Origin of the sequence: Spirabiliibacterium mucosae (assembly GCF_014884965.1) — a bacterium.
GTDB lineage: Bacteria > Pseudomonadota > Gammaproteobacteria > Enterobacterales > Pasteurellaceae > Spirabiliibacterium > Spirabiliibacterium mucosae.
On record NZ_JABTBO010000003.1, the window covers coordinates 36,727 to 57,860 of the forward strand.

Consider the following 21,134-nt stretch of genomic DNA (forward strand, 5'->3'; position numbering starts at 1 on the left):
GTGAAAAAGCCCCAACAAGACGTTAGTCCACTTTTTCTGCTTGCATAGCCTTTAGGGCTATGCGCAACGCAGGCACAATCACCGCACCGTGATTGGCGTGCGGGATTTCACTGAACGGGCAATTGACACCTTGGGCGCGAAATTGTGCCGCGAGCTGCTCGGCGGTGATGCCCGCGCGCCTGGCGGTAATTTTTGCCACTCGCTCGGGGCTGGCCTTAGGGTCACGCTCGGGCTTGGCTTCATATTCGCCGAGCATAATCTGCACAAAGTGCGGTTTTGGCAGGCTGTGCCAATGGCTCATCAACCACTGCGCCTTGCCCCACCACAGCGACGGGCTGGCTAAAAAGTAGTTGTCAAACAAATCTGGCTGTTGAAGCATGGCATAAAGCCCGAACAAGCCGCCAAAGGAGTGGCCAAAAAAAGCACGCTGTTGGATGGCGTGATCGGCTTCCACAAAGGGGCTCACCTGCTCTCGGATTACACGCAAAAACGCATCCGCCCCGCCGCCTTGGGCAAAGGCCTCGCCGTCAGCTTTTGGGGTGTAATCGCGCGTGCGCTCAGGCACAAAATAGCGCGCCTCGCCCACATAGCCAATGCCCACAATCAGTGGCAGCGGCTTGGTGTCATCCACTGCTTCAAGGGCTTTGGCAAAGTGGACGTTGGCGTCTAAAAGATAAAGTGCGGTGTGGTTGAACCGCACTTTAGGTTCGGCGATGAATAAACGCAAAGTGCGGTCGGCAAAAAGTTTATCCACGGTGCGGATGTGGTAAAACTGCGCCACATCCGCCCTCAGTGGTGTGCTAAGGCTCATTACCATCAGCCCCAAAATAAGGCGAAACAGCGCCATTAGAAGCTAATGTTCACATTCGCCCAGTAGCGACGGCCGTCCACCACAGACCAGTTGCCGCCGTTTTCCGCATCGATTTTGTCGCCGCGTTCATTGGCCACGTTCAGCACCGCAAAATTAAACAGCACATTTTTGCTCAGCTGATAATTCGCGCCCACATCCACTGTGGAATAGGCATTAGCGTAGCGAGCTGGGCCTTTGCTGTAGCCTGTGCGTTGGTCAGCCCAAATGCGTTTGCCAACGTAGTTATAGCGCCCAAAGGCCGCCAGCTGTGGCGTGATTTGCCAGTCGAGTTTGGCGTTGAGCTGGTGTTTTGGCGTGTTGGCCAGTGGGTAGCCGTTGTAGTCAAACTTCGCGCCTTGGAGCTTGTCTTCTTTGCGTTTGGAGTGCTGATACGTGTAGTTGACACTCGCGCGCCAGTCTTTGGCGAGTGGGATTTGTGTGGCTAATTCTAGCCCGCGCACATTGGCGCGCCCGACGTTGCCAAACTCAAACAAGTTCGCGCCACTGATTGGGTCCGCTTTGGCCTTGCCTTGTGCGTTGAACACTTGATAGCTGATCAGCTTGTTTTTAAACTCGGTGTTAAACAGCGTCGCGCTCAGGCGGTAGCCATCAACATTGCTGTATTCCACACCCACTTCTTGGTTCCAGCTGGTTTCCGGTTTCAAATCCGGGTTGCCGTAAATCACGCCTGCGCCGCTTTGGGTGGCGGTGACATAGCCTTGGCTGAGCTCACGAATGCTTGGCGCGCGAAACGCTTTGGCCACGCCGCCTTTGACTGTCCATTGCGGGTTAACGTGATAGACCAAATATGCGCGCGGGTTCCAGTGGGTGCCGTAGTGCTGGTGGTTATCCATGCGCACGCCCAAAGTTAACAGCACATCTTGCGTGAGGTTGATTTCGTCTTCTAAAAAGAGCGCTTTTTGAGTGACTTTTTCCTCACTGGCGGCAAACACAGGGCGATATTTCGTCATTTTTCTGTCTGGATCTTCTTTCGTTGGTGCAGGAACAACTTTTTTTCAACACTTTCGCCACGCTGTCATCATTGAGCTTGGCGTGTTGATATTGCCCGCCAAAGACGAAAAAGTGCGGTCCAACTGGCAGCATAAATTTGGCGTCAAACACGGTGTTGGTGATTTGTGGGCGGCGTGGGTCGTAGCCGTCGAGTTTTTCATTCCAGATTTCGCGTTTGGCCTTTTCTTGATACACACTTAATTCAGAACGCAGCGTTTCACCCCAGTTGCCAAAGTGGCTCAGCGCCCAGTGATTGCGAGTGGCTTTGGTGATCATCTGCACGTTTTTGGTAATTGAGCCGCCGCGGTTGGTGGTCAGCGCTTGGGATTCGCCTGGTGTGGCGGTTTTTTCTTGCCGTGCGCGGCCGGCTTCAAATTCAAATTTGTGATTGTCATTCGCCGTGAAGACCAATTTTGAGGTCAGGTTGCCATTTTTATGTTTGTTGGCGCCACCCACGGTGTGGTCTTCCTCGCGCAAATCACCGCCGCCATAGACTTGCATGCCCAAGGTGTTGGCAATCAGCGGGCCGGAGAGGAAAAAGCTGCCTGTGCCTTGCTCGCCATCGTGGCTTTGGCGGGCAATACCGCCTAACGACAACGCGCCTTCCCATTTGTCACTCACCGCTTTGGTGATCACATTCACCACCCCGCCCATGGCATCCGAGCCATACAGCGACGACATCGGCCCGCGGATCACCTCAATGCGCTCAATCGCACCCACCGGTGGCAAAAAGCCGCTTTCAAAGCCACCATTGCCATTCGGGCGAGATTCCCGCGTGTTTTGCCGCCGGCCGTTGGTCATCAGCAAGGTGTAATCGCCGGGCAGCCCGCGGATGGCGATATCTTCTTTGTTGACATTGGCACCACTGACACTCACCCCTGGCACATATTGCACCGCTTGCGCCAAATCACTCACAGGCATGCGCGCCAGCGCATTGTGGTTGATGACCGAAATGCTTGCCGGCGCATCTTTGTAGTCCTGCGAGGTGCCGGCGGCAGTGACCACAATTTCATCGAGTTGATTGTTGGCACTTTGCGCCAACGCGCTGCTCGTGGCAAGTGCGGCAAAAATGGCAAGGGATAATTTGGAATACGGCATAACAGGCTCCTTGAGGTTAATCACAAATAGAAAACTTAAACTGTGTGAAAAGTATACACTTAAACAGCAATGATAACAATTCTTATTTTTAACAGTAAATTAACGCGGTAAAAGTGCGGTCAGCACCGCCAAAACTTGCTAAAATAGCCCCAACAAAAGTGAGGAACTCATGAAACCGACCATTTTAATCAGCCGCTGTTTGGGCTTTGCGCGCTGCCGCCACGATGGCGGGCGCATTAATTTCACCTTGGTGGATCTGCTCAAAGAGTATGTGGATTTCATCACCGTCTGCCCTGAGGTAGAAATGGGCCTGCCAACCCCGCGTGAGAGCTTACGCTTGGTGCAGCTTGACGACAAAGTACACTTAATGCAGCCCAAAACCGAAGAAGATCTGACTGCCGTGATGGACGATTATGCCCACAAAAAGCTCGCTGAGTTGCCGCGCGTGCATGGCTGCATTTTGAAAAGCCGCTCGCCGTCATGCGCGATTAAAGATGCCAAAATTTACTCCGGCCTTGAAAAGGCGCCGGTGTTAGAAAAGGGCGCGGGGCTGTTTGCGCAGCACTTGCAGCGCGCGCGACCGCACTTGGCCTTGGAGGAAGAGGGCCGGCTGACCAACCTGCGCATTCGTGAGCATTTTTTCAGCCGCATTTTTATGCTTGCCCGCTTTGATGAGGTCAAACAAAGTGGCGAGATGAAGCAATTGGTAGCGTTCCATGCGGATAATAAATATCTCTTTTTTGCTTATAATCAGCATCAGAAAAACCTGCTCGGGCGGATTGTGGCCAATCACGCGCAGTTGAGCTTTGAAAACGTGTGCGCGCAATACGAGCAAACGCTGAGCGCACTGTTAGCGAAAATGCCGTCTGTTCGCAACTACATCAACGCATTTGAGCACATTTTTGGTATTTTTCCAAGCATTTGAGCGCGCAAGAGCGCAGTTATTTCAAAGAGCTGCTCGCCCAATACCGCAGCGGGCAGCTGGAGCGCTCGGCCATTGCCAGCCTGCTGAAAAGCTACGCGATCGCCCATCAGCAAGAGTATATTTTAAGCCAAACGATTTTTGAACCGTTCCCCAAAGGCTTAGTCACCCTTGCCGATACGGGCAAAACCAGCCTGCTGGGGGCTTAATCCGCCAGCAATTGCGCCAATGTCGCGCCCACATCGCGGCTTTGAGCAATGGCGGAGATCACCGCCACACCGTCAGCACCCGCCTGAATAATGGCGCGGGCGTCTTGTGCGCTGATGCCGCCAATGGCCACCATCGGTTTGTCAAGCCCCGCTGCACGCACGGCACGGATGGCCTCAACACCCACTGCAGGTTCAGCATCAGGCTTGGATTGGGTTGGGAAGATCGGCCCAAAGCCGCAGTAATCCACCCCTTGCAAGGCATTGGCAGCGCGAAATTGCTCAATGCTGTGGGTTGAAAGGCCAATGAGCATCCGCCCTTGCACGCGCGCAATGAGCTCTTCAATCGGCATGTCATTTTGCCCAACGTGAATGCCATCGGCGTTGAGTGATAGCGCCAATTCAAGGTCATCATCGACAAAAAACGCCACGTTGTAGCGCTGGCACAGCGCTTGTGTGGCCTGAGCCAGGGCTTTGATCTCCTCTTTATTTTGCAAAGCGCCTGCGCCTTTTTCACGGAATTGATAACAGGTTAAACCGCACTTTAATGCCTGTTCAAGGCAGTCAAGCAGCGCTTGTGGGCGGTTGCTGGCGCCTTTGAAATCTTGGCTGCCTGCCACAAAGTAGCAGCGCAGCATCTCACGCACTGTCATATCACTTCCTTTTGCGATCATTATAAGCCCAGTGGTTGGTTGGCCCATGGCCGTGGCCGATGTTTAATGGGTGGCTAATCGCCGCGGTGATAAAGGCTTTGGCGGTGCGGATAGCCTCTTCTTGCTCCGCGCCTTTAGCCAGTTCAGCGGCAATGCAGGCGGAGAAGGTGCAGCCTGTGCCGTGGGTGTGGCGGGTGAGCACGCGTGGCGATTCCATCTCAAATTCGCCCGTTTCGGTGAAGACCCAATCGCAGCAGAGTTTGCTTTTGCTGTCTTGCAAATGCCCGCCTTTGATCACCACCGTTTTCGCGCCCATCGATTGCAAAATCAGCGCTGCTTTGGTGGCTGAGAGTTTGTCCACCACCTCAACGCCGGTGAGCGCATAGGCCTCAGGCAAGTTGGGGGTGATCACATCCGACAGTGGTACCATCAGCGAGCCAAGGGCGCTGACCGCACTTTTATCCAACAGTTTTGAGCCGCCTTTGGCGACCATCACCGGGTCGACCACAATCGGCCCAAAGCGATAGGTGCACAGTTTTTCCGCCACCGCTTCAATCACCGCTTGCGTGCCAAGCATGCCGACTTTGACCGCACTTGGCCTGAAATCTTCATTAATGGCTTGCAGTTGCGCTAAGATAATATCAATCGGCACCGAGTGAATGGCTTGCACGCCGTGGGTATTTTGTGCCGTGACGGCGCACACCACGCTCATGCCAAACACCTCACGCATTTGAAAGGTTTTCAAATCCGCTTGAATGCCCGCGCCACCGCCGCTGTCTGAGCCTGCCACGGTGAGCGCTTGTTTAATTTTATTCCACATCAATTTGTTCCTCTTGCGTTATCATCGCTGGATTAAGCTGCGCTAAGCTGTCTAAAAGTGCCACAGCAAACTGCCCGCACTGGTGCGCTTGCACGCCTTGGGCGGCGAGTTGGCCGGCAATGGCATAATCACGGCACGCCTGCCAAACGGCGGTGAAATGATCCCCGCCGCTTTGGGCTAAATAGGCACCACACACCGCACTGAGCAAGCAGCCTGAGCCTGTGATGCGCGGGAATAGCGGGCTGCCGTTATTCACCCGCACGCACTGCGTGCCGTCGGTTATCACATCCACCGCGCCACTGACGGCCACCACGGTGTTGTAGCGCGTGGCCAGCGCTTTGGCCATGTGTGCGACATCGCCCTCGCCTGTGCCGGCATCCACGCCTTTGCTTTGCCACTGGCTGCCGGCTAGCGTGGCGATTTCGCCCGCGTTGCCCCGAATGGCGGCAACGTCAATCTCCTCTAGCAGCGCTTGCACCGTTTGCTGGCGAAAGGTCGTGGCACCCACACCGACAGGGTCAAGCACCACAGGGATGCCACAGGCATTGGCGCGTTTGCCCGCGGCGTGCATGGCAGCAATTTGCTCACGATTAAGCGTGCCGATGTTGATCACCAGCGCTTGGCAAAGTGCGGTCAGCTCATCCATCTCCTCGGGGGCGTTTGACATAATTGGCGAGGCGCCCAGTGCCAGCAGCCCGTTGGCAACAAAATTGCTCACCACCACGTTAGTAATGTTTAATACTAACGGATTTTGCGCGCGAATGTGAGATAAATAGTCCATTTTCTGTTATTTCTCCGACAATTGTACAGCATATTGCGCCAAGGCTGGCACAGATTTGATCAACCCTTGCGCTTGCATAAATTGCGCAAAGTGAATGTAGCGCTGGTCATCCAGTGCGCTTGGGCGCAGGCTCAAGCGTGGCAACGTGTCGCGCCAGGCACGGCGATTAAGCTCGGTGTCCAGCTCTTTTGGCTTGTAGCTGACAAAATCCTGCCAGGCTTTTTCAGGGTGATTGATTAAATACACCGTGGCCTGCTCAAGCGCGCGGTTAAACGCCAGCAGTGCTTTGTTGTTAAGTTTGTCGCGGTTGGCCAGCACAATCAGCTCGTCATAAACAGGCACGCCGTGCTCTTCGGGGTAAAAGGCGATGCCGTCGTGTTTTTCCAGCGCCATTTGGTTGAGCTCAAAATTACGAAACGCGCCAATCACCGCACTCACCTGCCCGCTGATAACCGCCGGCGACAGTGACCAGTTGACGTTCACCATCTCCACATCGCCTGCGTTGAGGCCCGCGGATTTCAACATGGTGCCCAGCAGCGCCTCTTCAAAGCCGCTGACGGAATAGCCAACTTTTTTGCCTTTGAGATCGGCCAACGTTTTGATATCACCTGCTTTGAGTGCCACAACACTATCAAGTGGTGTTGCAATCAACGTACTGATGCGGGTTAAATTTAATCCTGCGTCAATATCTAACATCATTTGCGGTTGGTAGCCCACGGCTAAATCAGCCTTGTTGCTGGCCACCAGTTTCGGCGGCAGGCTTGGGTCGGCGGGCTCAATAATCTCCACATCCACGCCATTTTGTTTAAAAAAGCCCTTTTGCTGCGCCACCACAATGGCGGCGTGGTCGGGGTTAACAAACCAGTCTAACACCAACGTGAGTTTGTCGTTGGCAACCGCACTTTGCACAAAGGCAAAGCAAAATGAAATCAAAGCAATGAAACGTAAACGCATAGGTTCTCCTTAGTGTAGGGTGCTCGCCCACGGCACAGCGCGGCGCAGCAGTTTATCGACAACAAAATAAAAGGCGGCGGCGAAAACCAGCAAAATAAACAGCGCCGCAAACATCAAATCCACCTGCATGCGTGCGTTGGCATGCAGCATTAAATAGCCAAGGCCGGCGCTGGCGCCCACCCACTCGCCCACAATCGCCCCAATCGGCGCCACCGACACGGCAATGCGCAGCCCTGAGCTCAACGCAGGCAGCGCCGCGGGCAGGCGCACTTTTAACAGCTCACGCTCAGGCGTGAGTTCCATCGTGCGGGCGAGATCAAGCCAACTGCGCGGCGTGTTGCGCAGCCCGTCATAACAACTGGCCGTGACAGGAAAATAGATAATCAGCACTGTCATCACCACCTTGGAGGCCATGCCAAAGCCAAACCACATCACCAGCAGTGGCGCGATGGCAAACACCGGGATCGCTTGGGAGAGCACCAGCACCGGCAGCAAAAAGTAACTTAAGCGTGGCGAAAGCGCCAAAATCAGCGCGGAAATCAGCCCCAGCGAAAAGCCCAGCAGCAGCCCAAGTAGCATTTCGCTTAACGTCACCAGCGCGTGGGACAGCAACAGCGCGCTGTGGTGCTCAAACTGCCCAAACACCGCCATCGGCGCGGGCAGCATAAAGTGCGGTAGCGCAAACACGCTGACCGCACTTTGCCACAGGCCAAGCAGCAAGGCGCTTAAAAAAAGCACTTTAAACAGGGTTTTCATCCGCCCCCCGAAGCTGCGCGAGCAGCGCTTGCACCATCGGCCAATGGCAAGGTGCTTGGCTTTCTCGCGGGGCATGACCTTGTGGGCAAAACGCGCGAGAAAGCACGGCTGGCGTGCCTTGCAGCACATAGATAACGTCGGCTAGGCGAATCGCCTCTTGCGGATCGTGGGTGATCAGCAGCACGCTGCGGCCGGTGAGCAGCGCCCGCGCGAGGGCTTGCAGCTCATATTTGGTGATGGCATCGAGCGCGCTGAAAGGCTCGTCCATAATCACAATCTCAGCGCGTTGCATCAGCGTGCGCGCCAAGGCCACGCGCTGGCGCTGCCCGCCTGAGAGTTGGTAGCAAAATTTGTTGCCGTGCTCGGCCATGCCCACCGCCGAGAGCAGCGCTTGCGCCTCATGCGCGGTTTGGGCATTTTTTTGCCCATGCAAATGGGCGTGCAGCTGCACGTTGTCTAACACCGTCAGCCATGGGAAGAGCGCATCGTTTTGCGCGAGATAAGCGACCGCACTTTGGCGTGTGAGGGCGTGGTATGACGCCTCCTCTAAGCCTGCCAAAATACGCGCCAAGGTGGATTTGCCCACGCCTGAGCGGCCTAAAAGTGCGGTCCACTGGCCTTGCGGGAGGGTGAAATCAAACTGCGAAAACAGCGCCTGGTCGCGATAGGCGAAGTGGAGATTGGCAATAGCCAGCGCGTTCACGGCCATTATCGCCAGAACAATAAACGCGTGAGTCTAAATGCCGTGTGTGGTGAGTATTGAAGTGTTTGCATGGTTAGTTTCCTACGTCAGTGTTAACTGTATCAGGTTCACGGGTATCATCTCAGCAGCGAACTGCACCCCGACTAATGGGCATAATGTACAAGCAGTGGCGTAAAAAAACACAATTTTTTTACATCTCACAAAAAAAGGCTGCCCAAGGCAGCCTTTTGTGCGTTTATGCGGTTATGCTTACGCCAGCTCAGAATCTGGGTCGCCTTTGGCGATCGGTTTGAGCAATTTAAAGAAGCACACCACCGCCACAGCGGTCAAGGCTACGCCGACCCACACTGCGATGTCGTATGGCAAGTGGAAGCCGATTGGTGCATAGGCCAAGTAGGTGGCGCTCACCATGGTCATGAAGGTGGCCGGAATAGTACAAATCCAGTGGAATTTGCCGTAGCGGTAGAGGTAGGCGCCCGCGGTCCACAACATCACCATCGCGGTGGTTTGGTTGGCCCAGCCGAAGTAGCGCCAAATCACACCGAAGTCCACTTTCGAGATGATAAAGCCGATGACAAACAATGGAATCGCGATGATCAAACGTTTCATGATGTTGCGTTGGTCAAGTTTGAAGAACTCCGCAATGATCAATCGCGCCGCACGGAAGGAGGTATCCCCTGAGGTGATTGGCAACACCACCACACCGAGCACTGCCAGCAAACCGCCGAACATGCCTAACATGTGGGTTGCAGAGTCATACACCACTTTCGCCGGTGTGCCTGCGTCGATGGCTTGTTGCATCAGCGCTGGGCTGTCGTAGAAGGTCAAACCAACAGAGCACCAAATCAAAGCAATCACACCTTCACCGATCATCGCACCGTAGAAGACAAAGCGGCCTTCTTTTTCGTTTTCCATACAACGCGCCATCAATGGTGATTGGGTGGCGTGGAAGCCAGACACCGCACCACAGGCGATGGTCACGAACAACAATGGCCAAATTGGCAAATCTTTTGGTGAGAAGTTTTGGAAGATTTTATCAAAGCTCATGCCGCCCACGCTATGGAAGAGGGATTTGTCTTCAAACAGCAAGGCAAAGAACATACCAAATGACATAAACAGCAACAAGGCGCCAAACAGTGGGTAAACACGGCCGATGATTTTGTCAATTGGCACCAAGGTGGCGATGATGTAGTAAACAAAAATGATCGCAGTCCAAATCATCAACACTTGCGGTTGCGCCCAGCCTGCGCTGGCACCGTAGTTGTCTTGGGTGATGTTGGTTAACAAGGCCGCTGGGCTGACCACAAACACCACGCCCACGAGCACTAAGAGCAATAACGCCAACACGTTCATGAAGTGTTTCACCGGCCGGCCTAAGTATTTGCCGGAGAGGTTTGGCACGGATGAACCGCCGTTACGCACGCTGAGCATGCCTGAGAAGTAATCGTGCACGGCGCCGGCAAAAATGCAACCAAACACAATCCACACCATCGCAACCGGGCCGTATAACGCCCCCAAAATTGGCCCGAAGATAGGGCCGGTGCCGGCGATGTTGAGCAATTGAATCAGCCAAATTTTGCGTTTTGACATTGGCACGTAGTCCACCCCATCGCTTAATTGGTGGGCTGGGGTTTCACGTTTTGGGTTGATTTTGAAGATACGTTCTACAATTGAGCCGTAGATGAAGTATCCCGCTAGCAATAAGCCAAGACAGCATAAAAACCACAACATAATTTTGACCTCTAGATTAAGGGATAAAGAAAAAGGTAAGTCGGGTGGATTTTAACAGAATTTTTTTCAGGTAAAACAGATGTAAACAAATCCGCGCAAGTTTATGCTAAAAATGTGACAGCCCACACATTTCTCACACGGCGATGAGGAATAAATCACCGCACGCAGGCGTTGACAAAGTGCGGTTGTGTGCCTATGGTGGTGGCAAACAATTGACAAAGGTGACCTATGAGCAACGCATTATTAATGGACTATTACGAGCTGACCATGGCCAATAGCTACTTCGAGCAAGGCCGCAGGCAAGAATGGGCCGTGTTTGATTATTATTTTCGCCGAGCGCCCGACAACGGCGGCTACGCCCTGTTTGCTGGCCTGACCGCACTTTTAGACTTTGTTGAAACGCTCCACTTTGATGACGACGACATCGCCTTTTTGCGCCGCAAAGGCGGCTTGAGTGAGGCATTTTTGGCCTATTTGAAAGATTTCCGCTTTCAAGGCGAAATTTATGCTTTTGCTGAAGGCTCGGTGATCTTCCCCAATGAACCGGTGGTGAGCGTGCGCGCGCCATTGATTGACTGCCAGCTGCTTGAAACCATGCTGCTGATCTTTTTAAACCACCAGTCGTTGATCGCCACCAAAGCGGCGCGCATTTGTACTCAAGCGGGCAACCGCCCCGTGTTTGAATTTGGCGCCCGCCGCGCTCATGGTGCGGATGCCGCCTTACTCGGTGCGCGCGCCGCCTACATCGGTGGCATTGCGGGCTCGGCCAACACCCAAGCGGAGCGCGATTTTGGCGTGCCTGCGGTGGGCACCATGGCGCACGCCTATGTGCAAAGCTTTGACAGCGAATTTGACGCGTTCGCCGCCTACGCCAAATGCTACCCTGACAACACTGTGCTGCTGGTGGACACCTACGACACCTTACGCCAAGGAATCCCGAATGCGATCAAAGTGCAGCGCGAGATCCTCGCCCCGCTTGGGCACACGCTCAAAGGTATCCGCATCGACAGCGGCGATTTGGCTTATCTCAGCACGCAAGCGCGGCGAATGCTCGATGAAGCAGGGCTTCAACACACGCAAATTATGGTTTCCAACTCGCTGGATGAATATTTGATTAAAGATCTCACCACCCAAAACGCCGCGATTGACGCCTTTGGCGTGGGTGAGCGGCTAATCACCGCGCGCAGTGAGCCGGTGTTTGGCGGCGTGTATAAAATTGTCTCGCTCGAGAAAAACGGCGAGGCGATAGCCAAAATCAAACTTAGTGAAAACGCGGTGAAAACCACCACCCCAGGTTTTAAGCAGGTTTATCGGCTCTACGATCAGCAGCAGATGGCGATTGCCGATTTGGTGACGCTGCGCGAGGAAGTGATTGATGAAAACGCGCCTTATGTGCTGTTTGACCCGCTCAACCCGTGGAAGAAAAAGCGCATCACAGAGTTTACCGCCAAGCCACTGCTGCAATGCGTGTGGCGTGATGGCGCGCGCACGGGTGCCAATAACACGCTAGAGCAAGCCCGCGCGCAAGCCAAGCGCGACCTTGCCAGCCTGTGGGATGAGGTCAAACGCCTTGAAAACCCACACGGTTACTATGTTGACCTTTCCCAATCGCTTTGGCAATTGAAGCAAGATTTAATCGAACAACACACAGGAGATGCGCTATGACCGCACTTGACTACTGCCGCTACCTCAGCGACTGGCTCGAAAGCCAACGCAAATCGCTCTATCAACTCGACGGCTATGTACTCGGCCTAAGCGGTGGGATTGACTCCGCCGTGTGCCTTTATCTCGCCGCGCAAACTGGCGCGCCCGTGCACGTTTATATGCTGCCAACGGATGTCAACAACCCACAAGATCTCACCCACGCGCAGTTGATTTTAGACGACCTCAAACTCAAAGGTGAGGTGATTTCCATTCAGCCGATGTATGACGCGGTGTGGAATAATATTCAAAGTGCGGTCAACCCCAACCCTGAGCGCAAGAACGTGCTCTATGGCAACTTGATGGCGCGGCTGCGCATGGTGACGTTGTACACGCTGGCGCAAAGCCACCGCGCGGTGGTGATCGGCACCGATAATTTGGCCGAATCCTACACGGGCTACTTCACCAAATTTGGCGATGGCGCCGCTGACGTGCTGCCGCTGGCGCGCCTTCGCAAAGAGCAAGTCTATGAACTGGCGCGCGCGTTGGGCGTGCCGCAGCCAATCATCGACAAAGCGCCGAGCGCGGGGCTTTGGGAGGGGCAAACGGATGAAGGCGAGCTTGGCTTTAGCTATGCCGAGCTCGATGCCTTTTTGCGCGGCGAGGCCGTCAGCGCCGAGGTGGAAGCGCGCATTGCCTACTGGCACAATCGCTCCCGCCACAAACGGATGCTGCCGCCAACGCCTGAGCGCGCACTGGAAGATTAAGTGCGGTCAACCGCACTTTGAGGTTTCTCCGCCTTTTTTTCAGGCGTTGGGTCTTGTTTGATGATCGGCACACAGCGGCGGCAGCCCCCGCCGTTGTCAACGTTGAGGTCTTTGCACAATTCGTTGTATTTATCCAACAGCCGGCGCAACAGGCCCTTTTTTTCACCACTGGCCATAAGCTCTCCTAATCACGGAAGTTGTTGAATTGAAACGGCTGGCCAAGCTCGGCGTTTTTCACCAGCTGGATCACCGCTTGCAGCTCATCGCGGGATTTGCCCGTCACCCGCACTTGGTCGCCTTGAATTTGGGTTTGCACTTTGAGCTTGGCGTCTTTGATCAACTTGGTCAATTTCTTCGCCATTTCAGCCTCAATCCCTTGTTTGACTTTGACCTCTTTGCTGTAAATTTTGCCGCTGTGCTCCAAATTCTCGCTCACATCGAGGCTCGCTTGCTCAATGCCGCGCTTCATCATGGCGTTGCGCAAAATGTCCAACAACTGCTCTACTTGGAAGTCGGATTCGCTGCTGACTTTGATCAGCAACTCTTTTTCGTTGAGCGTGATGGACGCCTCCACATTTTTGAAATCCCAGCGGTTGCCAAGATCGCGGTTGGCGTTGTCGACCGCATTTTTAATTTCATGGGCGGTCACTTCTGAAACAATATCAAACGATGGCATATCGGCTCCTTAACTCTATTCTTGCACGCCAACACGGCTTTTGGCGCGCAGCAAAACTAAAAGTGCGGTCAAATCACAAAAATTCACCTTCACGGCGGCCTCGCGCTGCACCTTCGGCTTGGCGTGATAGGCCACGCCAAGGCCGGCTTGCGCCATCATCGCCAAATCATTGGCACCATCACCAATGGCGATAACTTGCCCTTTAACAAGGCCAAGCTGGTCGCGCAGCGCGTTTAAGGTATTGGCTTTCACTTGCGCGTCGACAATCTCGCCTTTGACCTGGCCTGTGAGTGTGCCGTCGATGATCTCAAATTGGTTTGACACCGCGGCAATCAAGCCGAGCTTTTCTTTTAAATAATCGGCAAAATAGGTAAACCCGCCTGAAGCAATCGCCGCCTGCCAGCCGTGGGCGTGCAGCTCGGTAATCAGGTGCTCAAGCCCTGGCATCAAAGGCAATGTTGACCGCACTTGGGCTAAAATCGCCTCACTGGCGCCTTTGAGCGTGCCCACGCGCTTGCGCAAACTTTGGGCAAAATCGAGCTCACCGCGCATCGCGCTTTCGGTGATTTTCGCCACCTCGTCGCCGGTGCCAGCAAGCTTGGCGATTTCATCAATGCATTCAATTTCAATCGCGGTGGAGTCCATGTCCATCACCAACAGCCCAGGCTGGCTGAAGTCTGGCACATCGCTCAAAGCGGCCATATCCAGTGAAAGTGCGGTCAGCTTGTCATCAAGATTGGCAAACTCGCCTTGCACAATGGCGCCATCAACGCCCTGCTCGCTAAACACATCCACCAGCGCCACCGCACTTTGCGTGTTGCTAAAAAGTGCGGTCAAGGCGTCAAAGGTCAAGCCCGTGGCATACACCACCGAGCGCGGCGCGCTTGAGCGCGGCAGGCCGTGGGCGTTGAGCGCAAGCGGCTTGTCAAAAGTGCGGTGGCTTTGGCTGAGGGAATTGACGTTAGGCATTTTTCGCTCCACAATACGCGTTGACTGGCAAATTCAACTTAGATTACCTGATTCAATTTCGTGTTACAATCCCAAAATCAACACGAGCAGCAAAAGAGGCGCTATGTTAACCCTAAATCGAACCAAAATGAGCAAAGTGGCGCTGTTTATCAGCATCATGGCGCTGTGCGCGCTGATTTTGTCGATGGTGTTTTTAGGCCTCAAGCAGTTCAAGCTCGGCTCGCAACTCTCGGGCAACACGCAAGTCTCCCACCTCTCTCACGCACTGGTGCGCCAACAGGCCAATTTGCTCTCCGTGCTGCTGGCCAACACCGCCAGCCAAGCCACGCTCAACGCCAGCCTGGCGGAGTTTTGCCAGCAAGATTTTGCCCTTGATGCCACGCTTTATGCCCACAATGGCGCAATTCTTGCCAGCGCCGGCGCCACGCCTTTTGACGGCGCGCGGCTGAAAGCAGAAGACCCAAACCAGCAGCAAATTGTTGAGCCCATCACCAACAGCAGTGGCATTCAGGGCTATTTACGCGTGAGTTTTGACACGCAATATTCGCAAACACCGTCGGCCAAGCTCAATAATTTGTTCCATCAGCTTTATGCCCAGCTGATCATTGTGTTTTTATGCGGCGCAATTTTTGCCAGCAGCTTGCACTTTTGGCATAAAAAAGTCCACATCATCACGCACCGCCGCCCTCGCGCGCGCACCACGCCACTAAAAAGTGCGGCGCAGCGTTTTCACGCTAATCGTCGGCGTAAAAAATAGCCGTTTTTGCTTTATCCCCCAATTCGTTTTATAATAAATCGTTATGTTATGATTTATATAACGTGTTGGAGTGGCGGATGAAATTTGAGGTGGTGTATAAATTTGCCCTGCTGTGCGCGCTGGTACTTGGCTTGCTGGGCATTGTGGGCAGTGGTGTGGCGCTTTATCTCCGCTGGCAGCCGTGGCTTATCGGCGTGCATTTGGCTTTTGCCGTGCTGCTACTGGCAAGCTTGTTGCTGCACATTCACAGCCGCAAAAGCAAGGCGTTGAAAATCACCACGCAATTTCGCGATCTGGTGCTCAAAAGCCGCTACCCGAGCTTTTGCAATCTTGAGCGTTTGATCGCCAGCTGTGAGCCCATCACGCCCATTGCACTCGCCGAGCAGCTCGATTTAGCGTTTGCCCAATTGGAAAGCGCTTTAAGCGAGGCCAATATCACCTTACGCGCAGCTGACAAAAGCCTGCGTGACAACTTCCCAGCCAACGATGAGAAGATTTTCTCCGTTGTCTCCATTGCACTTTATCTCTGTTTTTCTGTTAACCGAAAAGGAAACGCGTATGAAAAAGACCCTGTTGTGCGCTAGCATCAGCCTAGCTTGCCTGCCGGCGGCCGCTCAAGTGTTTGAGCTCGGCCAAATTGAAGTGGTTGGCGAAAAAACCACCGATTTAAGCACCGTGCGTGTTGATCAAAACGACCTGCAACGCAACAACGTGACCAACGTGGCCGAAGTGGCGAAAATGCTCTCAGGCGTCAGCCTTGAGCGCAAAGGCGCGCGCAATGAGCAAAACCTGCTGGTGCGCGGCTTTGACGCCCGCCGTGTGCCGGTGTTTATCGACGGCATCCCTGTATACGTGCCGTATGACGGCAACATGGACATCGGCCGCTTCACCACCTTTGATCTCGCCCAAATTGATATTTCCAAAGGCGCCAGCTCCGTGCTTTATGGCCCGAACACTTTAGGTGGCGCGGTCAACTTGGTGTCGCAAAAACCAACGCGCGAATTGCAAGGCTCGGTGGGTTATCGCTTTGCCCACGGCCGCAGCGGTGGCACCGGCGTGAACCAGCCGTATTTCAACCTCGGCAGCAAACAAGAGAAATTCTATGCTTTGCTCAGCGGTTCGTTTTCTGAAAACAAGGCTTGCAGCTCTCCAAAGGCTATCGCCAAACACAACCGAACGGTGACGACGGCGGACGTGCGGAAAACTCCGTGCAACGGGATAAAAAACTCAGCCTGAAATTGGCCTACACCCCAAATGCCAGCGATGAATACGCGCTTGTGCTCTCGACCCAAAAAGGCTTGAAACAACAGCCGTTCTACTCTGGCAAAAATAAAGATATGGAACGCTACTGGCGCTGGCCGCAATGGAACAAAGACAGTGTCTACTTCCTCTCCCACACCCAATTTGAGCAGCATCAAATGTATCTCAACACCAAGGCGTTTTTCGACACCTTTGACAACAAAATGTCAAGCTATGATGATGCCACTTTCACCACCCAAACACCGAAGATGAAAAACGGCGACAGCTACTACCGTGACTACTCTTACGGGGCTGGCTTTGAGCTTGGCGGCAACCTCAATGCCGACAATGCGCTGAAATTCTCCGCCTTGTTGAAACAAGACGTTCACCGCGAGCACAACGACAGCGATCCCGTTGCTAAAGACAAAGACCGCACTTACAGTTTTGGGCTAGAAAACACCTATCGCTATATGCCAAACACCAAAATCATTGCGGGCATCAGCTTTGACCGCCGTGAAGCGCAACGGGCGGAAAACTTCCAAAAATGTGACGGCCACGGCAAACAGCCTGTGATTTGCCCGTTTGAAGTGGGGGATAAAAACGCCTTTAACTACCAATTAAAACTGGTGCACAACTTTGACGAGCACGACGAGTTTGCCTTAGGCTTTGCCAAGAAAACTCGCTTTGCCACGATGAAAGATCGCTACTCTCGTCGCTTTGGCCGCTTTGAGCCAAACCCATTCTTATCGCCAGAAACGGCCTATCACTATGAAATGAGCTATATGCGCACCTTCGGTGATTGGCTGAAACTCGACGGCGCGCTGTTCCACTCACGCGTGAAAGATGCGATTGAATCTGTTCCTGTCGACAAAAAAGTGAGCCAAAACCAAAATCACGGTGAAGAAACCTTCAGCGGCGTGGAAGTGGCAGCCACTGTGTTTGCCAGCGACAACCTGACACTCGGTGCCAACTACACCTACACCCGCGCGAAAAACAAAACCGACCGTGACTTCATCATTCGCGACATTCCAAAACACAAAGTGTTTGCGTATGTGGATTGGCGCTTTGTGCCGGCCGCCTCGCTTTACATCAGCCAAGAAGCTGAACACGGCCGCTACAGCACCGACGGCTTTGGCAAGAAAGCACAATTGGTTAAATTGCCAGGCTTTGGGGTGACCAACGCCAAGCTGACCTACAACGTGACACCGCAATTGAGCGTGGACGCCGGCGTGAGCAATCTGTTTGATAAAAACTATTACTACGCCGCCGGCTACCCTGAAGAGGGCCGCCTCTACTTCTCAAACGTTCGTTATAGCTTCTAAAACACAAAGTGCGGTTTGACCGCACTTTTGCTTTTTAGGCATAAAAAAACCGCACTTTAAAAGTGCGGTTTTTGCGTTAGGAAAAATTAAGCGGCTAATTTTTTGATTTGAGCGCTTAATTTTGATTTGTGGTTTGCAGCTTTGTTTTTGTGGATTAAGCCTTTAGATGCCATTCTGTCCACAACTTTTTGCATTTCAAGATAAGCGGCTTGCGCAGCTTCTTTTTCGCCCGCTTCTACTGCAGCGTAAACTTTTTTGATATAAGTGCGCATCATAGAGCGATGGCTTGCATTGTGTTGACGGCGTTTTTCAGATTGAATCGCACGTTTTTTAGCTGACTTGATATTAGCCAAGGTCAAACTCCCAAGAATTTCTGTAATAAAAATTAAGACATAAAATAAGGTCGTAAACTATGCCTTTTTTTTATGCGCTTGTCAATGAATTTATTCAAATTGGCGTGGGCCAATGTTGGTTCGGTGAGACACAACCGAAAATCACCTTCAAAACCTGGCCATGCGTGTGCGGTTACCATTTTGACGATGTGGGTGGTATTTTAACAGTTTTTTGCGCGAGAATATAGCGAAAAGCGAAATTTTCTATACAATGAGCCTATTGACACTTAATGAGCATGTTGTTTTGAGCAAAGGACTTTTAAAATCAGGCATGGTGGTCAGCGTCATGACCCTGCTCTCGCGGGTGCTGGGGCTGGTGCGTGATGTGGTGATCGCCAACATTATCGGCGCGGGCGCCACGGCGGATGTTTTCTTGTTTGCCAACCGAATCCCGAACTTTTTGCGCCGCTTGTTTGCTGAAGGCGCGTTTTCTCAGGCATTTATCCCCGTGCTGGCGGAATACCGCAAAGAGGGTGATTTAACCCAAACGCAAGAATTTATCGCCAAAGTCAACGGCACCCTCGGCGGGCTGGTGGCGGTGGTCACGGCGGTGGCCATGATTGGCTCGCCCGTGGTGGCGGCGATTTTCGGCACCGGCTGGTTTTTAGATTGGGTCAACGGCGGCGCGGATGGCGAAAAATATGTGCAAGCCTCGTTTTTGCTGCGCATCACCTTCCCGTATTTGTGGTTCATCACCTTGGTGGCGCTCTCGGGCGCGATTTTAAACACCATCGGCAAATTTGGCGTGATGGCCTTTTCACCCGTGCTGCTCAATATCGCGATGATCGCCAGTGCGCTTTTTCTCGCACCGCACTTTGACAGCCCCGACACGGCGCTGGCGATCGGGATCTTTTTAGGCGGCTTGCTGCAGTTTTTATTCCAAATCCCGTTTTTAAAGCAGGCCAATTTGCTCGTCAAACCAAAATGGGCGTGGAATGACCCCGGCGTGAAAAAAATCCGCACGCTGATGATCCCCGCGCTTTTTGGTGTATCGGTCAGCCAAATCAACTTGCTGCTCGATACCTTCATCGCTAGCTTCTTGATGACAGGTTCCATCAGCTGGCTGTATTACTCCGACCGTTTGCTTGAGTTCCCACTCGGGCTGTTTGGCATTGCCATCTCAACGGTGATTTTGCCCACGCTCTCGCGCCACCACGTTAACCGTGCCGACAACAGCGCACGCGCCGCGCAAGATTTTCGCGCCACCATGGATTGGGGCGTGCGCATGATTTTGCTGCTCGGGGTGCCGGCGATGGTCGGCATTGCCGTGCTTGCACAACCCATGCTGATGGTGCTGTTTATGCGCGGTGAATTTGCCCTAAGCGACGTGCAAGCAGCGTCTTATTCACTCTGGGCCTTCAACGCGGGGCTGTTGAGCTTTATGCTGATCAAAATCCTCGCCAATGGCTACTACGCACGGCAAGACACCAAAACCCCCGTGCGTTATGGGATCATCGCGATGGTCAGCAATATGGGCTTTAATTTGCTGGCGATTCCGTTCAGTTATGTGGGGCTGGCGATCGCCTCGGCGATGTCGGCCACGCTCAACGCCACACTGCTCTACCGCGGGCTGCATCAAGCCGATGTGTATCGCTTTTCACGCCAAAGTGCGGTGTTCTTGCTGAAAATCACCCTTGCGGCGCTGACCATGGGCGCCACGCTCTATTACTTCAGCCCCTCGCTGGCGCAGTGGTCGGCGATGAGCTTTTTCACCCGCGTGCATTGGCTGGCGTGGCTGATTGTGGTGGCGGTGCTGACCTATTTTGTGATGCTGGCAGTGTTGCAAATCAAGCGGCGTGATCTCAGCGGCGGCTAGCGGCGAAGTTTGCGTTCACCGCCTGGCAAGAATGGGTTATAATGGCGCTATTTGTAACTCATTAGGCGTTCCATGCAACTGATTCGTGGCTTATACAACCTACCGCACTTTTCACACGGCTGCGTGCTGACGATTGGCAACTTTGACGGCTGCCATCGCGGCCATCAAGCCATTTTGGCACAACTGTGTGCCAGCGCCCGCGCACGCTCACTGCCGGCGGTGGTGTTGTTATTTGAGCCGCAACCGAATGAATTTTTCGCCCCCCTTGAGCGCACGCCCGCACGACTCATGCGGCTGCGGGACAAAGTGCGGTTTTTGCAAACCACGGCGGTGGACTACCTCTTGTGCCTGCGCTTTGACCGCACTTTTGCCGCCCTCACACCCGATCAATTTATCCGCGAGATTTTGATCGACAGGCTTAATGTTAAGCAGCTTATCATCGGCGATGATTTCCGCTTTGGCGCCCAGCGCGCGGGGGATTTTGCCACACTGGCGCAAGCAGGCCTTGACTATGGCTTTGCGGTGCAAGACAACGAGAGCTTTTTGCAAGGCTGCGCGCGCATCAGCTCCACCCGCATCCGCCAAGCCCTTGCTGAAGATGACCTCACACTCGCCGCGCAAATGCTTGGGCGGCCTTATGCCATGCACGGGCGCGTGGTGCACGGCAAAAAGCTCGGGCGCACTATTGGCTTCCCGACCGCGAATGTATTTTTAAACCGCAAAGTCATCCCGATTCAAGGGGTCTATGCCGTTGAGGTGGCCACCCGCCAAGGGCGCTATTTTGGTGTGGCGAATGTGGGCAACCGCCCCACCGTTGATGGCCTCTCGCGCCCGCTCTTGGAGGTGCATTTATTTGATTTTTCAGGCGAACTTTACGGCCAAAGCATTGAGGTGATTTTTCATCACAAATTGCGCGATGAAGTCAAATTCGCCTCCCTCGAGCAACTCAAACAACAAATTTGGCAAGACGCCGAAAACGCCAGGGCGTTTTTTCATAAAAAAGGCGCCAAAGTGCGGTCAGATGTTTGCATAACGCCTAAAAAAACGCTATAACTAGCCGATTATCTTTT

General features: G+C 53.6%; 20 protein-coding genes, 2 pseudogenes and 1 riboswitch. Of the genes and pseudogenes, 8 read left to right on the forward strand and 14 right to left on the reverse strand.

From position 1 onward, the window contains the following. Window positions 1-22 precede the first annotated feature (22 nt). Genes HPC37_RS01635 through HPC37_RS10840 form a run of 3 tightly spaced genes read right to left on the reverse strand, consistent with a single transcriptional unit; the run spans window position 23 to window position 2,959 of the window. Entirely contained in the window at window positions 23-811 is a 789-nt protein-coding gene (locus HPC37_RS01635) for an alpha/beta hydrolase (RefSeq protein WP_208121509.1), read from the reverse strand. 35 nt (window positions 812-846) lie between these two features. Further along, complete coding sequence (locus HPC37_RS10835; protein WP_235961255.1) at window positions 847-1,821, reverse strand: TonB-dependent receptor domain-containing protein; 975 nt, start codon at window positions 1,819-1,821, stop codon at window positions 847-849. Next, a complete protein-coding gene (locus HPC37_RS10840) occupies window positions 1,787-2,959 on the reverse strand; it encodes a TonB-dependent receptor plug domain-containing protein (protein ID WP_235961257.1) in 1,173 nt (390 codons plus the stop codon). Before HPC37_RS10840 ends, HPC37_RS10835 begins: the two co-directional genes overlap by 35 nt. A gap of 169 nt (window positions 2,960-3,128) precedes the next feature. Here HPC37_RS10840 and HPC37_RS01645 point away from each other — a divergent pair. Continuing rightward, a pseudogene (locus tag HPC37_RS01645) lies at window positions 3,129-4,090 on the forward strand (YbgA family protein). Here HPC37_RS01645 and thiE read toward each other — a convergent pair. The 7 genes from thiE to HPC37_RS01685 form a co-directional block, all read right to left on the reverse strand. Further along, a complete protein-coding gene (gene thiE, locus HPC37_RS01655; RefSeq protein WP_208121512.1) occupies window positions 4,087-4,740 on the reverse strand; it encodes a thiamine phosphate synthase in 654 nt (217 codons plus the stop codon). The pseudogene HPC37_RS01645 and the gene thiE sit on opposite strands and share 4 nt — an antisense overlap. 1 nt (window position 4,741) lies before the next feature. Beyond that, entirely contained in the window at window positions 4,742-5,560 is an 819-nt protein-coding gene (thiD, locus tag HPC37_RS01660) for a bifunctional hydroxymethylpyrimidine kinase/phosphomethylpyrimidine kinase (protein ID WP_208121513.1), read from the reverse strand. Further along, a complete protein-coding gene (gene thiM / locus HPC37_RS01665; protein WP_208121514.1) occupies window positions 5,550-6,341 on the reverse strand; it encodes a hydroxyethylthiazole kinase in 792 nt (263 codons plus the stop codon). The genes thiD and thiM overlap by 11 nt, the downstream gene beginning before the upstream one ends. 6 nt (window positions 6,342-6,347) lie before the next feature. Further along, complete coding sequence (locus HPC37_RS01670; RefSeq protein ID WP_208121515.1) at window positions 6,348-7,295, reverse strand: ABC transporter substrate-binding protein; 948 nt, start codon at window positions 7,293-7,295, stop codon at window positions 6,348-6,350. Window positions 7,296-7,304: 9 nt separating this feature from the next. Beyond that, window positions 7,305-8,051, reverse strand: a complete 747-nt coding sequence (locus HPC37_RS01675) for an ABC transporter permease (RefSeq protein WP_208121516.1) — start codon at window positions 8,049-8,051, stop codon at window positions 7,305-7,307. Then, window positions 8,035-8,760, reverse strand: a complete 726-nt coding sequence (locus tag HPC37_RS01680; RefSeq protein WP_235961259.1) for an ABC transporter ATP-binding protein — start codon at window positions 8,758-8,760, stop codon at window positions 8,035-8,037. Before HPC37_RS01680 ends, HPC37_RS01675 begins: the two co-directional genes overlap by 17 nt. A 55-nt stretch (window positions 8,761-8,815) precedes the next feature. Continuing rightward, window positions 8,816-8,906, reverse strand: a riboswitch (TPP riboswitch). Window positions 8,907-9,003: 97 nt separating this feature from the next. After that, window positions 9,004-10,485 (reverse strand): carbon starvation CstA family protein, encoded by a 1,482-nt coding sequence (locus HPC37_RS01685; protein WP_208121517.1) that lies wholly within the window; start codon window positions 10,483-10,485, stop codon window positions 9,004-9,006. A gap of 228 nt (window positions 10,486-10,713) precedes the next feature. Here HPC37_RS01685 and HPC37_RS01690 point away from each other — a divergent pair, with 228 nt between their 5' ends. Further along, entirely contained in the window at window positions 10,714-12,150 is a 1,437-nt protein-coding gene (locus tag HPC37_RS01690) for a nicotinate phosphoribosyltransferase (protein ID WP_208121518.1), read from the forward strand. Then, on the forward strand, window positions 12,147-12,893 hold the full coding sequence (gene nadE / locus HPC37_RS01695; protein WP_208121519.1) for an NAD(+) synthase: 747 nt from the start codon (window positions 12,147-12,149) through the stop codon (window positions 12,891-12,893). Before HPC37_RS01690 ends, nadE begins: the two co-directional genes overlap by 4 nt. Here the strand turns inward: nadE and HPC37_RS01700 are convergent. From HPC37_RS01700 to serB, 3 genes are read right to left on the reverse strand one after another with little or no spacing between them, the layout of a single operon-like run. Beyond that, a complete protein-coding gene (locus HPC37_RS01700) occupies window positions 12,890-13,069 on the reverse strand; it encodes a DUF5363 family protein (protein WP_208121520.1) in 180 nt (59 codons plus the stop codon). The genes nadE and HPC37_RS01700 overlap by 4 nt on opposite strands. An 8-nt stretch (window positions 13,070-13,077) precedes the next feature. Then, a complete protein-coding gene (locus HPC37_RS01705) occupies window positions 13,078-13,569 on the reverse strand; it encodes a YajQ family cyclic di-GMP-binding protein (protein WP_208121521.1) in 492 nt (163 codons plus the stop codon). Window positions 13,570-13,584: 15 nt separating this feature from the next. After that, window positions 13,585-14,538 carry a phosphoserine phosphatase SerB gene (gene serB, locus HPC37_RS01710; protein WP_208121522.1) on the reverse strand — a complete coding sequence of 318 codons (954 nt, stop codon included), beginning with the start codon at window positions 14,536-14,538 and terminating at the stop codon, window positions 13,585-13,587. A 103-nt stretch (window positions 14,539-14,641) separates the two neighbouring features. On the opposite strand from serB, the gene HPC37_RS01715 reads away from it, so the two are divergent. The 3 genes and pseudogenes from HPC37_RS01715 (at window position 14,642) to HPC37_RS01725 (ending at window position 17,856) form a co-directional block, all read left to right on the forward strand. Further along, window positions 14,642-15,295 (forward strand): YtjB family periplasmic protein, encoded by a 654-nt coding sequence (locus HPC37_RS01715; RefSeq protein ID WP_208121523.1) that lies wholly within the window; start codon window positions 14,642-14,644, stop codon window positions 15,293-15,295. A 77-nt stretch (window positions 15,296-15,372) separates the two neighbouring features. After that, complete coding sequence (locus HPC37_RS01720; protein ID WP_208121524.1) at window positions 15,373-15,879, forward strand: hypothetical protein; 507 nt, start codon at window positions 15,373-15,375, stop codon at window positions 15,877-15,879. Continuing rightward, window positions 15,854-17,856: pseudogene (locus tag HPC37_RS01725) on the forward strand (TonB-dependent receptor plug domain-containing protein). Before HPC37_RS01720 ends, HPC37_RS01725 begins: the two are co-directional and overlap by 26 nt. 86 nt (window positions 17,857-17,942) lie before the next feature. Here HPC37_RS01725 and rpsT read toward each other — a convergent pair. Continuing rightward, window positions 17,943-18,209 (reverse strand): 30S ribosomal protein S20, encoded by a 267-nt coding sequence (gene rpsT, locus HPC37_RS01730; RefSeq protein WP_208120365.1) that lies wholly within the window; start codon window positions 18,207-18,209, stop codon window positions 17,943-17,945. Window positions 18,210-18,492: 283 nt separating this feature from the next. Between rpsT and murJ the strand changes: the two genes are divergently transcribed. Further along, a complete protein-coding gene (murJ, locus tag HPC37_RS01735; RefSeq protein ID WP_208121525.1) occupies window positions 18,493-20,064 on the forward strand; it encodes a murein biosynthesis integral membrane protein MurJ in 1,572 nt (523 codons plus the stop codon). Between the two features lie 72 nt (window positions 20,065-20,136). Continuing rightward, on the forward strand, window positions 20,137-21,117 hold the full coding sequence (gene ribF, locus HPC37_RS01740; protein ID WP_208121526.1) for a bifunctional riboflavin kinase/FAD synthetase: 981 nt from the start codon (window positions 20,137-20,139) through the stop codon (window positions 21,115-21,117). Window positions 21,118-21,134: the final 17 nt, after the last annotated feature.

Coding starts and splice junctions, on each gene's coding strand:
- HPC37_RS01680 (WP_235961259.1), bottom strand. CDS start 8,760: ATGGCCGTGAACGCGCTGGCTATTGCCAATCTCCACTTCGCCTATCGC.
- HPC37_RS01705 (WP_208121521.1), bottom strand. CDS start 13,569: ATGCCATCGTTTGATATTGTTTCAGAAGTGACCGCCCATGAAATTAAA.
- HPC37_RS01715 (WP_208121523.1), top strand. CDS start 14,642: ATGTTAACCCTAAATCGAACCAAAATGAGCAAAGTGGCGCTGTTTATC.
- HPC37_RS01685 (WP_208121517.1), bottom strand. CDS start 10,485: ATGTTGTGGTTTTTATGCTGTCTTGGCTTATTGCTAGCGGGATACTTC.
- ribF (WP_208121526.1), top strand. CDS start 20,137: ATGCAACTGATTCGTGGCTTATACAACCTACCGCACTTTTCACACGGC.
- thiD (WP_208121513.1), bottom strand. CDS start 5,560: ATGTGGAATAAAATTAAACAAGCGCTCACCGTGGCAGGCTCAGACAGC.
- HPC37_RS01670 (WP_208121515.1), bottom strand. CDS start 7,295: ATGCGTTTACGTTTCATTGCTTTGATTTCATTTTGCTTTGCCTTTGTG.
- nadE (WP_208121519.1), top strand. CDS start 12,147: ATGACCGCACTTGACTACTGCCGCTACCTCAGCGACTGGCTCGAAAGC.
- HPC37_RS01635 (WP_208121509.1), bottom strand. CDS start 811: ATGAGCCTTAGCACACCACTGAGGGCGGATGTGGCGCAGTTTTACCAC.
- HPC37_RS01720 (WP_208121524.1), top strand. CDS start 15,373: ATGAAATTTGAGGTGGTGTATAAATTTGCCCTGCTGTGCGCGCTGGTA.
- HPC37_RS01675 (WP_208121516.1), bottom strand. CDS start 8,051: ATGAAAACCCTGTTTAAAGTGCTTTTTTTAAGCGCCTTGCTGCTTGGC.
- thiM (WP_208121514.1), bottom strand. CDS start 6,341: ATGGACTATTTATCTCACATTCGCGCGCAAAATCCGTTAGTATTAAAC.
- HPC37_RS10840 (WP_235961257.1), bottom strand. CDS start 2,959: ATGCCGTATTCCAAATTATCCCTTGCCATTTTTGCCGCACTTGCCACG.
- thiE (WP_208121512.1), bottom strand. CDS start 4,740: ATGACAGTGCGTGAGATGCTGCGCTGCTACTTTGTGGCAGGCAGCCAA.
- serB (WP_208121522.1), bottom strand. CDS start 14,538: ATGCCTAACGTCAATTCCCTCAGCCAAAGCCACCGCACTTTTGACAAG.
- HPC37_RS01690 (WP_208121518.1), top strand. CDS start 10,714: ATGAGCAACGCATTATTAATGGACTATTACGAGCTGACCATGGCCAAT.
- HPC37_RS10835 (WP_235961255.1), bottom strand. CDS start 1,821: ATGACGAAATATCGCCCTGTGTTTGCCGCCAGTGAGGAAAAAGTCACT.
- HPC37_RS01700 (WP_208121520.1), bottom strand. CDS start 13,069: ATGGCCAGTGGTGAAAAAAAGGGCCTGTTGCGCCGGCTGTTGGATAAA.